Raw genomic sequence first — 10793 nt, forward strand, 5'->3', positions numbered from 1 at the left:
GAATCGCACACCGAGATGTGAATCGCAGACTGATTTCTAGAGCTCCGGGACGCGCGAGCAGTGCGCGGCGCGAAGCGCCGCGACGAGCGAGCGGTGTCTTGGCGAGCAACGCGAGCCACGGCTCGGAAGAGATTCGCTCTTCCGGTGCAACCGGCGAGCAGCGCGCGCCGAGGTGGAAGAAAAACCAGCGCGTGCGGGGGCGAGTATCACGTAGTGTGCAACTGACAACTAACGTTCGAGAACGAGTTCGGTTGCTCGTTACCTGTCGTCCGTGACGGGTCTGCCGTCCTCGGTCGGCGGAGCGACGTGGTCGATGAACGCCTCGACGTCCGGTTCCTCGACGCGGACGCGGACGTGGATGTCGCCGAGTTCGCTGGGATCGCCCACCGCGAAGTTGACCACGTCCTCGAAGGCGGCCTGCTTCTTCAGGTCGAACGCGAAGCTGTCGCCCCGGCGGGAGCCGAAGAACTCCCCGCGCGCGGTGTCGAGGATCTCCTGTCGGTGGAGCAGCTCCGAGAAGTGGTCGAGCGAGTGGACCTCGGCGACGACCTCGCCGTGGCGCTGTTCGGGCTCCGCGCTGGGGAAGACGTTCTCGATGGCGGTCGCGACCCTGTCGGCGATCTCGGTGTCCTGAACTGGCGCGGTGATCTGAACGTCGATGCTGTAGATCATGAGTTATCTGTAAATCTCGGGTTCCGCTCGACGACGGTCACGCCTCGCTCGCGGTGCACTCGCGTTCGAGCGCCTCGATGCCGTCGGTGAACAGCGTGCGCATCTTCGCGTGGAACGACTCCAGCGAGCCGGTGTTCTCGACGGTCACGTCCGCGCGGGCGATGGCCTCGTCCATGCCGAACCCTCGCTCGCGCTCGTCGCGCTCGCGCAGCGACTCGCCGTCGTCGGTGTTGTCCCGGCCGCGCGCAGTCACGCGCTCGACCCGGGTCTCGAACGGGGCCTCGATGCTGACCAGCGCGAACGCGTCGCCGAACGCCTCCTCGAAGCGCTCGACCTCGACGCCCGCCCGGATGCCGTCCACGAGCACGGTGTCCGAGTCCGCCAGCGCGTCCTCGATGATCGGCAGCGAGCGCTGGGCGATGGCGTCCGGGCCGTTCTCCTCGCGGAGCGCGGCCGCGATCTCGCCGTGGTGCTCGGCCGGGTCGAGGCCGCGGTCCCGACACTCCTGACGGATCACGTCGCCCATCGTCACGACGGGAATGTCGAGCTCCTCGGCAACCGCGGCGGCCTCGCTCTTGCCGCTGCCCGGCAGCCCCACGGTTCCGATAACCTTCATCGAGTTGTGATACTGGCGAAGTGCGCTTAAGCGCTGTGTTCTGGACGGGCGTCGGCTACCGCGTCGGAGACGGCGGAGTTTCCAGCAGTGTCTCGCAAGGGTGACTTTCCATCCCGGCGCGCGTTTGGGCGCGGCGCAGTCACGCGCCGCGCCCTAGCGTGCGAGGTCTGCGCGAGCAGCGCGAGCGCAGGCTCGGCAGACGCAGCCCGCGCAGGAGCGAAGCGACGAGCAGGACCGTCTGCCGGTGGACGAGCATCGCAGGTCGGAACGAAGTGGAGACCGAGAAGCGCAGGAGGCTGGGGAGGACGAGGCGCGGTGCTGTGCGGTCGCGGGGCGGTTACGGTGCAGTCCCTCCGATGCTCAAGCAGAAGCTAGCTTCCTCGATTATTCAACTCGGGGTCACTCCAGCGGGGCTAGTTACTGCCGAAGCCGAGGAGAACTGCACCGAGACCGCACGGAACCTCCACTTCGAGGAAGTACCCGGAGAAAACCTGCTCCAAGAATCCTAAGACCTTTTGCTGAAGCGAATCCAACGGAACCGTGAGGGCACGTAGCTCAGTCTGGAAAGAGCGTCGGACTTCTATCCCGGTCGGTGACTCCGATGGGGGAAGACATCCGACGGTCGTGGGTTCAAATCCCATCGTGCCCGTGAACGACCAACGGGAGTGAACGGCTCGCAGGGGATTTGAACTAGACGAGTCGCAGGCCCGGAAGCGCAACGAAGTGAGCATCCCGGAACGTCTCGACGTAGTTCACAATCCCATCGTGCCCGTCAATTCCTTACTGCGGTCGGTCAGGGCGCAAGTTGTCCTCACGAGTTGACCGAAACAGAAAGCTTACAGCCCACCTGCGACACCCCCGAGCGTGTCCAGCCCTCCATCCCCCGAGTACCGCTACAGCACCGCCACGCTCGACTGGGCGCGGGACGAACACGAGAGCCTCGACGACTGGCCCGCCCGACGCGCCGAGCCGCATCGACCCCGGGCCGCGCTCCTGAGTCGGTGGCTCGGGTCGCTGTTCGACCGAATTTGGTGGTAGCGAGGCCTCAGAGCAACTCGCCGACGTCGTTGATGTCGGACCGGCAGAACGGACACCGATAGTTGGTCTGGAAGTCGTTGCGTTGAGCGACGGTCCGCGTTTCGAGTTCGTGCATCGCGATGCTGCGACCGCAGTCGGGACACGATACCTTCGTCACGAAAAATCACTGTGTAGCCCAAATACTTAAATTCCAAGGTGAGGCGAGCGGGGCGAGGTGCCCGGCGGCTTCGACCCCGCTCGCGGCGTGCTGTCGAGGGACGGCGAGGCGACCATCGAGGTTCGCGTCAGAACCCGTCACGTTCGGCGCGAACTCGACCCCATCGCGTCCGAGTCGCGGAGAATTGACTCGGAAGCGAGCGTTCCCGTTTCTCAGAATTGCTTGGAATAATCTTGGCATCGTGCGCGAAGAGTGCCCCAATGGAGGAGCCAGCTACTCCTCGAATCCGTCTTCGAACCGGAACGTCCCGTTGCGCTGGACGACTTCGCCGTCGACCTCGATGAACGAGTCGTCGGCCATGTCCACGATCATGTCGACGTGGACCGCGCTGTGGTTGCCCTCCTCGCCCTCGGGCAGGCACGCGTCGTACGCGCGTCCCACCGCGAGGTGGACCGTATCGCCCATCTTCTCGTCGAATAGCATGTTGTAGGTGAACCGGTCGATGTCGCGGTTCATCCCGATGCCGAGTTCGCCGAGGCGGCGCGCGCCCTCGTCGGTGTCGAGGATGTCCGCCAGCACGGACTCGTTCTTGCTCGCGGCGTGTTCGACGACCTCGCCGCCCTCGAAGCGGAGGAAGGCGTCCTCGATAACGCGGCCGTCGTGGACGACCGGCTTGTCGAACAGGACTTCGCCCTCCACCGAGTCGGCGACCGGCGCGGTGAACACCTCGCCGCCGGGGAGGTTGTTCTTGGCGTGGTCGTTGATGGTGGACATCCCCGCGATGGACAGTCGGAGGTCCGTCGTGTCGCCGCTGACGATGTGGACCTCTTCGCCCGCGTCGAGGATGTCGACCATCCGCTGCTGGTGGTCCTTCTGGGCCGCCCAGTCCTTGCCGACGGCCGACCAGACGAACTCCTCGTACGCCTCGGTGCTCATCTCGGCGTTCTGGGCGTTGGCCGGCGCGGGGTACTGGGTGAGTACCCACGTCGTGTCGAGGATCTCCTCGCGGACGGACTCGTGGGCCCTGTTGAACGCCGCCATCGTCTCGCTCGGGACGGCGCTCATGTCGGCGACGTTGTCGTGGGCCTTGACGTGAATCCACACGTCGGCGGCCTCGGCCAGTGCGAGTTCGTGGCCGGGCGTCTCGAGGTCCTCGGGGTCGGTCGCCGCGAGGAACGCCGCGCGGGTCGCGTCCTTCCGGAACGAGACGTGGAACGGGCTCGCGCCGCGCTCGCCGGCGGCCTCGCAAAGCGCGATGGTCAGGTCCTCGGCCGCTGACGGGGCGCTGACGACCACGTCGTCGCCGGACTCGACCTCGGTGGAGTGGTCGAGGATAGTCTCGGCGTGCTCTCTGACTCGGGGGTCCATGCCGGAGAGTGGAAGGGAGAGGGCCAAACCGCTTTCGGTATCTGGTCTCTTTCAGGTCGAATCTATCCTAAACCATCGTGGCGCGCTCGCCGCCATCGCGGGGTATTTGGCGTCCCCGGAGCTAGAGGAAGCCATGATAGACTTGCGGAGCGACACGGTCACGAAGCCCGCCGCCGCGATGCGCGAGGCGGCCCGCGACGCCGACGTGGGCGACGACGTGTACGGCGAGGACCCGACGGTCAACGAACTCGAAGCTCGCGCGGCCGACCTCGCAGGCTTCGAGGACGCCCTCTACGTTCCGACCGGGACGATGGGCAATCAGGTCGCGGTGCGGACCCACACCGAGCGCGGTCAGGAGGTGCTGAGCGAGCGCGAGAGCCACGTCGTCAAGTACGAACTCGGCGGGATGGCCCAGCTCTCGGGGCTCCAGCTCCGGACGCTCGACGGGGGCGAGCGCGGGATTCCGACGCCCGAGCAGGTCCGCGAGGGCTACGTCGAGGAGGACGCCCACCGGCCGGGGACCGGGCTGCTGACCCTCGAAAACACGCACAACAGCAAGGGCGGAATCGCCGTCGCGCCGGAGAAGATCGACGCCGCGGCCGAGGCCGCCCACGACCACGGTGTCCCGGTCCACCTCGACGGCGCGCGAGTGTGCAACGCCGCGGTCGCGCTCGACGTGGCTCCGTCGCGCATCACCGAGAACGTCGACTCGGTGATGTTCTGTCTCTCGAAGGGACTGGGCGCGCCGGTCGGTTCGATGCTGGCCGGCAGCGAGGAGTTCATCGCCCGAGCGCGGCGCAACCGGAAGCTGTTCGGCGGCGGGATGCGCCAAGCAGGAGTCATCGCCGCGCCCGGGATGGAGGCGCTGGAGAACGTCGACAGGCTCGCGGAGGACCACGAGAACGCCCGGGTGCTCGCCGAGCGACTGGCGACCGTCGAGGCCCTCGACGTGCAGGATCCGGAGACGAACATCGTCCTCGTGAACACCGAGGGCACGGGCCTGACCGCCGAGGAGTTCCTCGCCGCCTGCGAGGATGCGGGGGTAGCCGGCGTCCAGTTCGGCATCCACGTCGTGCGCTTCTGCACGCACTGGGACGTGGACCGCGAGGCCGTCGAGACCGCGGCCGAGCGCGTCGCACAAGCAGTCGGGGAGTAGCGCGCTCGCCGTGGTTTTCGAAGAGTAGCGCGTTCTCGGGGTGTCGGCTACCGCCGACCGTTGTCCATCCCCTCGCGGAAGCCCGTGATGGTCCGGCGGATGAACAGGTACATGAACAGCACGAACCCGAGGAGGAGCACGACGAAGCCGACGACGAGGGGGTTGTTGTAGATGAACTCCATACGCGATTCATTCAGTCGCCCGAACAAATTCGTTTCGACGCGCGCTCCGGAGGAACGACACGGTACTCCGCGCCAGCGGTAGCGACGGTCCTCCAGCGGTAACAACGTTCAAGACGGGACGACGAGAACCCCGACGCATGGCTGACCTCCTGCCCTCCACCTCGGACGCGTCGGCCGCCGAGTCCGCCGAACCGCGGGTCATCGGGGTCGACAGCGACGACGCCGACGACCTGCTGGCCGCGCTCTCGCCGCGGACCGCCCGCGAGCTGCTGGCCGTCCTCCACGACGAGCCCGCGACGCCCTCCGAACTCGCCGAGGCGGTCGACACCTCGCTCCAGAACGCCCAGTACCACCTCGGCAAGCTCGAAGACGCCGAGATCATCGAGGCCGTGGACACGGTGTACTCCGAGAAGGGCCGCGAGATGACGGTGTACGCGCCCGCCGACCGACCGCTCGTCGTCTTCGCCGGCGAGGACGAGGAGACCGCCGGCCTGAAGGCCGCCCTCTCGCGGCTGGTCGGGTCGTTCGGTGCGCTCGGACTGTTGAGCGTCGCGATACAGGAGGCGTTCGGCGACGGGGTCGCCGCGCTGTTCGAGGGCGGGCTGTTCGGCGGAGCTGGCGGGGCCGAGACGACCACCGACGGCGGCGAGCCGACGCTCCACTCCGCGGACGCAGTTCAGGAGGGAGCCGCGGCCGCCGGCAACGCCGTCCCGCCGGGCGTCCTCTTCTTCGCCGGGGGCGCGCTCGTCCTCGCGCTCGGATTCGCGTGGTGGTACTACGCGAACCGCAGAACGGACGACGAGAATCGTGAGAGCTGATGCGGAAATCGCCGGAAGGAATGGAGGAAATTGACCCTTCCGAACGGCACGTCAGGCGCTCGAACGCTCGAAAACGGTCCTCTCCGCCGAAAGCTAAAACGCGTCTTTGAGCTTACGGGAGCTATTTGATACGCCGGAGTGTACGAAGAGGTGTACCGCCCCGCTTCGGCCCTCCCCTGTCGGTCGACCTGCCTCGCATCAGTCTCGACCCGAAGCCCCGCACCACACCTCCGAATCGGCCTCCCACGGCCTCGCATCGGGGCGGCACACCATGTCGGATTCTCCGCGGTAGTTCTCACACGCCTCGCCAGTGTCGTCCGTCGTCCGGGATGGTTACTTGACGACGAACTCCTCCAGCACCGACCCGTCGCGGTGGCGTATCTCGCCCGCGAGCCTCGCGTCGGAATCCCCATCGTCTTCGGTCGGACGGAGCTCCGCGTGGGTGGGGACGCCCCCGCGAGGGTCGGCGTGACTGCCGGGGTTGAGCAGGAGGACGTCTTCGCCCTGCGAGACCGCGTGGCGGTGCGAGTGGCCGAACACCACCACGTCGGCGGCCTCCTGACGGCCGAGCAACGATAGGCCGGTCGCGCCACGGTCGTCGCCGTGGGTCAGGACGAACCGGGCGCCCGCGACCTCGACCGTTCGCTCTGGCGGCAGTCGATTCTGGACCTCGGGCGTCGCGTTGTTGCCGTGGACGGCGTACAGCCGGTCGCTGACCGACTGGAACGCGTCGAGCGCGTCCCCGGTGGTGAAGTCCCCGGCGTGGACGACGACCGATGCTTCCTCGACGGCCTCGCGTGTGCGACCCGCGAGTTCGTGGCCGGACGTGCTGTGGGTGTCCGAGAGGACGGTTATCACGTCTTCGAGTACGCGGGGCCGGATACTGAGCGTTTTCCTCTCGGCGTGGGCCGGGACCTCGACTCCGCGGAACCCAGCGTCCTCGTCCTCGCAAACCAGCGTCCGCGCGGCCGTCTGCAACCACTTTCTTGTTCGGCGGGAGAGAATGGCGAGGTAATGGCGGAAAGCAAGTCTGTCGTGATTGCCGCGCTCATCGCGAACGGTGCGATAGCGATCCTGAAGTTCGCCGGGTTCCTGCTGACCGGGAGCGCGGCGATGCTGTCGGAGACGTACCACTCCATCTCGGACACGGGCAATCAGGTGTTCCTGCTCATCGGCATCCGGTACAGCAACCGGGACGCCAGTCGGGGGCACCCCTTCGGCTATGGAAAGGCCGAGTTCTTCTACAGCTTCCTCGTGAGCGTCCTGCTGTTCGGCATCGCGGGCTGGGAGAGCGCAAAGCACGGCTACGACGCGATAATGCACCCCGGCCACGCCGGCGGTGGCAACCCCGCCACGCTGTTGGGCTACACGTTCCCCTCCGTCTGGGTCAACTACGCCGTGCTTCTCGGGGCCATCGCGTTCGAGGCCTACGCCCTGAAGAAGGCCTACGCCGGGATGCAGGCCGATATCGAGCAGCACGACTGGAGCGGGCTCCGTGAAGCGTTCCAGAAGACGAGCAACGTGACGACCCTGACTGCGTTCACCGAAGACACCATCGCGATGACGGGCGCGGGCATCGCGCTGTTCGGGGTGTACCTCGAACAGGTCACGGGCAACTACATCTACGACGCCGTCTCCGCGCTGCTCATCGGCATCATGCTGATGGGCTTCGCAATCGCGCTAGCGTGGGAGAACAAGCGCCTCCTCATCGGCGAGAGCCTCCCGAAGGACGAAGAGCGCGAGATCCGAGACATAATCGAAGGCTGGGACGGCGTCAGCAGGATCGTCGGCTTGCGAACGGTCTACTTCGGCCCGGAGGACGTGCTTCTGACCGCAGACGTGGCGTTCGACGACGGCCTCGACACCGCCGAGATGGACGAGCGGATCACCGCCATCGAGGACGCCGTAAAGGAGGCGAATTCGAGCGTGAACAAGGTGTACGTCGAACCAGAGACGCGGCGAGCGAGCAGGCGGGAGGCGACGGAGTAGCTACTGCTCGTCCATCTCGAAGAGCCGATTCAGCGTCACGCCCTCCAGCCGAACGAGTTCCGCCGCGACTTCGCTGTCCTCGTTGAGTTGGTACATCGGGCTTCCGCCAACGTCGCGGGTGTGCTCGATGACACCGAGTTCCCGCAACTCGTCGAGGTGGTCGTACACCGTACTTCTGGCGACACCCGCGAGCTTGGCGACGTAGCTCACGTTCAGGTCGCGTCCGCGCTCGCTCACGAACGCGGCGAGGATTTTGGTCCGTGCTGGCTGGCCGAAAAGGGCCATGAAGGGGCTATCTTCGGCGTAGGCGTTCGTGGCCACGAACGGTTCGTCAGGGCACGTTAGGAAGTGCTTTCTGCTAATCCGACACTTCCACTCCAGAGCGAGAGTTTAAACCCGAAGCCGAGCAAACCCCTGCCGTGGCAGAGACGAACGGCTACACGCGTTTTTTCCCCTACGAGGAGCCGTACAACAACCAGCGCGAGGCGATGGACCGTATCTACAACGCCTTCGCGCGGGGCCAAGACGTGCTCTTCGAGGGGGCCTGCGGCACGGGCAAGACGCTGTCGTCGCTCGTGCCCGCGCTGGAGTACGCCCGCGAGGAGGACAAGACGGTCGTCATCACGACCAACGTCCACCAGCAGATGCGCCAGTTCGTCGCAGAGGCGCGAGCCATCACGAAGGAAGAGCCGATCCGCGCGGCCGTCTTCCGGGGGAAGGGGTCGATGTGCCACATCGACGTGGGGTTCGAGGAGTGTCAGGTACTCCGGGACAACACCTACGAGGTCGTCGACGCTGAGCGCGACAAAGCGGAACTGGAGGAGCGCCAGCGGGAGCTACTGGAGCAGGCCCAGGACGGCGACGAACAGGCCGCCGACGCCCGCAGCACCGTGATGGACGAACTGGAGGTCGTCGAGGAGCGTGTCGAGGGGCTCGACGAGCAGAACACCTGCGAGTACTACTACAACAACCTCGTCGGCGACAACGACGACTTTTACTCGTGGCTGTACGACGACGTGCGCACGCCCGACGACATCTACGAGTACGCCGAGCAACAGCAGCTCTGCGGGTACGAGCTTCTGAAGGACGGGATGGAGGGCGTCGATCTGGTGGTGTGTAACTACCACCATCTGCTCGACCCGATGATCCGCGAACAGTTCTTCCGGTGGCTCGGTCGCGAACCCGAGGACGTGATCACCATCTTCGACGAGGCCCACAACGTCGAGGACACCGCCCGCGAGCACGCCACCCGCACCCTGACCGAGAACACGCTCGACTCCGCGCTCGACGAGCTACAGGACAGCGACGACGCCCGGAGCGAGCCCGCGTTCAACGTCATCGCGGCGTTCCGGCGTGCGCTCGAATCGACCTACGAGGAGAGTTTCGGGGTCGGGAGCGAGGCGCGACGCGCCTCGGCCAGTTCGAGCGGGCAACGGCCGCGAGTCGACCGCGAGGCGGTCGGCGACAACTGGGAGGACGTGTCGATCACCAACGAGGGCAGGCGAGACGACCTCACGCTCGCGTTCCTCCAAGAGTACACCGGGAAGGGCATCGACACCGAACTCGATCTGGCGGTCCACCTCGGCCGCGAACTCGACGAGGAGTACGAGGAGGCGTACAAGAACGGCGAGACGACCACGCGCGAGGAGTGTCAGACCCTCCAGGCCGCGACGTTCGTCCAGGATTTCATGGACGAGAGCACGGAACTCGGCCAGTACCCCGTGGTGTCGGTCCGGCGCGACGAGGCCACCGACGAGGTGTACGGCCGGGCCGAACTGTACACCTGCATCCCGCGGGAGGTGACCGAGGAGTTGTTCTCGGAGGTGTACGCCACGGTGCTGATGAGCGCGACGCTCCGACCCTTCGACGTCATCGGCGACGTGCTCGGGCTCGAAGAGCCGGTCGAGTTGGCGTACGGCCTCCAGTTCCCCGAGGGGAACCGCCGGACGTTCGCGGTCGAGTCGCCCGCCCTGTTCGCCAGCGAGCGCGACGACCCCGAGACCCAGGAGACCATCGCGGGCGTGCTCCGGGACGCGGTGGAGTTCACCGCGGGCAACACGCTTCTCTTTTTCCCGAGCTACGCCGAGGCCGAGCGCTACTACGACCGACTCGAACGCGAGACCGGTCCCGGCGGCCTCGACGCCAACCTCTACCGTGACGAGCCGGGCATCTCGGTCGAGGAGCGCCGCCAGCAGTTCGTGGCCGACGAGAACGCCGCGATGTTCACCTCGCTGTGGGCCACGCTGGCCGAGGGCGTCAGCTTCGACGGCGACGACGCCCGGACGGTGGTCGTGGTCGGGGTGCCCTACCCGCACCTCGACGACCGGATGGACGCGGTCCAGGACGCCTACGACCGGGCGTTCGCCGACCGGTCCGGACGCGACTCGGGCTGGGAGTACGCCGTCGAGATCCCGACCATCCGGAAGACCAGACAGGCGCTCGGCCGTGTCATCCGCTCGCCCGAGGACTTCGGCGTCCGCGTGCTGGTGGACAAGCGCTACACGGCGGCGGGCGAACGCGAGATGGGCAAGTACAGCGTCCGCGAGACGTTCCCCGTCGAGGAGCGCGACGAGATGCTGGACATCGCGCCCGAGAAGCTGAAGTTCGCCATGCTGAACTTCTTCACCGACAACGACGCGTGGACGGGCGACCCGCCGACGCCGTGACGATTCCCAGACAACTCGGTGACACCCCGACGAGTCTCCGACACCGTGACGACCTGCCGACGCGCCAAATACTCACTGACACCCCACGTGGTCGAGTGCGCGCCCGGCGGCGCGGTCCGGACCGCCCCGCC

13 protein-coding genes and 1 tRNA gene are annotated in these 10793 nt (G+C 66.6%); 7 read left to right on the forward strand and 7 right to left on the reverse strand.

The genetic code is table 11. The features are described from left to right. Nucleotides 1-258: 258 nt before the first annotated feature. Both DPQ64_RS15990 and DPQ64_RS15995 read right to left on the reverse strand, forming a co-directional pair. Nucleotides 259-672: an RNA-binding domain-containing protein gene (locus DPQ64_RS15990; protein ID WP_115865314.1), complete on the reverse strand. Its 414-nt coding sequence runs from the start codon at nucleotides 670-672 to the stop codon at nucleotides 259-261. 37 nt (nucleotides 673-709) lie between these two features. Further along, a complete protein-coding gene (locus DPQ64_RS15995) occupies nucleotides 710-1288 on the reverse strand; it encodes an AAA family ATPase (RefSeq protein WP_115865315.1) in 579 nt (192 codons plus the stop codon). Nucleotides 1289-1644: 356 nt separating this feature from the next. On the opposite strand from DPQ64_RS15995, the gene DPQ64_RS18945 reads away from it, so the two are divergent. From DPQ64_RS18945 to DPQ64_RS18950, 3 genes are all read left to right on the forward strand, one after another. After that, a complete protein-coding gene (locus tag DPQ64_RS18945; protein WP_157971751.1) occupies nucleotides 1645-1797 on the forward strand; it encodes a hypothetical protein in 153 nt (50 codons plus the stop codon). A 35-nt stretch (nucleotides 1798-1832) separates the two neighbouring features. Further along, a tRNA-Arg gene (locus DPQ64_RS16000) sits at nucleotides 1833-1937 on the forward strand. 215 nt (nucleotides 1938-2152) lie between these two features. Then, a complete protein-coding gene (locus tag DPQ64_RS18950) occupies nucleotides 2153-2326 on the forward strand; it encodes a hypothetical protein (RefSeq protein WP_157971752.1) in 174 nt (57 codons plus the stop codon). Nucleotides 2327-2333: 7 nt separating this feature from the next. Here DPQ64_RS18950 and DPQ64_RS18955 read toward each other — a convergent pair whose 3' ends face one another. Together DPQ64_RS18955 and DPQ64_RS16005 are read right to left on the reverse strand one after the other, a co-directional pair. Beyond that, nucleotides 2334-2483, reverse strand: a complete 150-nt coding sequence (locus tag DPQ64_RS18955) for a hypothetical protein (protein WP_157971753.1) — start codon at nucleotides 2481-2483, stop codon at nucleotides 2334-2336. Between the two features lie 273 nt (nucleotides 2484-2756). Next, nucleotides 2757-3851: an aminopeptidase gene (locus tag DPQ64_RS16005; protein ID WP_115865316.1), complete on the reverse strand. Its 1095-nt coding sequence runs from the start codon at nucleotides 3849-3851 to the stop codon at nucleotides 2757-2759. 133 nt (nucleotides 3852-3984) lie between these two features. Here DPQ64_RS16005 and DPQ64_RS16010 point away from each other — a divergent pair, with 133 nt between their 5' ends. After that, nucleotides 3985-5007: a threonine aldolase family protein gene (locus tag DPQ64_RS16010; RefSeq protein ID WP_115865317.1), complete on the forward strand. Its 1023-nt coding sequence runs from the start codon at nucleotides 3985-3987 to the stop codon at nucleotides 5005-5007. A gap of 47 nt (nucleotides 5008-5054) precedes the next feature. Here DPQ64_RS16010 and DPQ64_RS19830 read toward each other — a convergent pair whose 3' ends face one another. Next, nucleotides 5055-5189, reverse strand: a complete 135-nt coding sequence (locus DPQ64_RS19830; RefSeq protein ID WP_269814489.1) for a DUF7859 family protein — start codon at nucleotides 5187-5189, stop codon at nucleotides 5055-5057. Nucleotides 5190-5326: 137 nt separating this feature from the next. Between DPQ64_RS19830 and DPQ64_RS16015 the strand changes: the two genes are divergently transcribed. Continuing rightward, nucleotides 5327-6007, forward strand: a complete 681-nt coding sequence (locus DPQ64_RS16015) for an ArsR/SmtB family transcription factor (protein ID WP_115865318.1) — start codon at nucleotides 5327-5329, stop codon at nucleotides 6005-6007. 333 nt (nucleotides 6008-6340) lie between these two features. Here the strand turns inward: DPQ64_RS16015 and DPQ64_RS16020 are convergent, their stop codons facing one another. Next, nucleotides 6341-6865 carry a metallophosphoesterase gene (locus DPQ64_RS16020; RefSeq protein ID WP_115865322.1) on the reverse strand — a complete coding sequence of 175 codons (525 nt, stop codon included), beginning with the start codon at nucleotides 6863-6865 and terminating at the stop codon, nucleotides 6341-6343. Nucleotides 6866-7021: 156 nt separating this feature from the next. On the opposite strand from DPQ64_RS16020, the gene DPQ64_RS16025 reads away from it, so the two are divergent. Further along, nucleotides 7022-7996, forward strand: a complete 975-nt coding sequence (locus DPQ64_RS16025) for a cation diffusion facilitator family transporter (protein ID WP_115865319.1) — start codon at nucleotides 7022-7024, stop codon at nucleotides 7994-7996. On the opposite strand, the gene DPQ64_RS16030 is transcribed toward DPQ64_RS16025, so the two are convergent. Then, nucleotides 7997-8317, reverse strand: a complete 321-nt coding sequence (locus tag DPQ64_RS16030; RefSeq protein ID WP_232820607.1) for a winged helix-turn-helix domain-containing protein — start codon at nucleotides 8315-8317, stop codon at nucleotides 7997-7999. Nucleotides 8318-8415: 98 nt separating this feature from the next. Between DPQ64_RS16030 and DPQ64_RS16035 the strand changes: the two genes are divergently transcribed. Further along, a complete protein-coding gene (locus tag DPQ64_RS16035; RefSeq protein ID WP_115865320.1) occupies nucleotides 8416-10662 on the forward strand; it encodes an ATP-dependent DNA helicase in 2247 nt (748 codons plus the stop codon). Nucleotides 10663-10793: the final 131 nt, after the last annotated feature.

This window comes from Halorussus litoreus (genome assembly GCF_003382685.1).
In the GTDB taxonomy this organism is placed as follows: Archaea; Halobacteriota; Halobacteria; order Halobacteriales; family Haladaptataceae; genus Halorussus; species Halorussus litoreus.

Coding starts and splice junctions, on each gene's coding strand:
- DPQ64_RS16025 (WP_115865319.1), top strand. CDS start 7,022: ATGGCGGAAAGCAAGTCTGTCGTGATTGCCGCGCTCATCGCGAACGGT.
- DPQ64_RS16010 (WP_115865317.1), top strand. CDS start 3,985: ATGATAGACTTGCGGAGCGACACGGTCACGAAGCCCGCCGCCGCGATG.
- DPQ64_RS16015 (WP_115865318.1), top strand. CDS start 5,327: ATGGCTGACCTCCTGCCCTCCACCTCGGACGCGTCGGCCGCCGAGTCC.
- DPQ64_RS18945 (WP_157971751.1), top strand. CDS start 1,645: ATGCTCAAGCAGAAGCTAGCTTCCTCGATTATTCAACTCGGGGTCACT.
- DPQ64_RS15995 (WP_115865315.1), bottom strand. CDS start 1,288: ATGAAGGTTATCGGAACCGTGGGGCTGCCGGGCAGCGGCAAGAGCGAG.
- DPQ64_RS15990 (WP_115865314.1), bottom strand. CDS start 672: ATGATCTACAGCATCGACGTTCAGATCACCGCGCCAGTTCAGGACACC.
- DPQ64_RS16005 (WP_115865316.1), bottom strand. CDS start 3,851: ATGGACCCCCGAGTCAGAGAGCACGCCGAGACTATCCTCGACCACTCC.
- DPQ64_RS19830 (WP_269814489.1), bottom strand. CDS start 5,189: ATGGAGTTCATCTACAACAACCCCCTCGTCGTCGGCTTCGTCGTGCTC.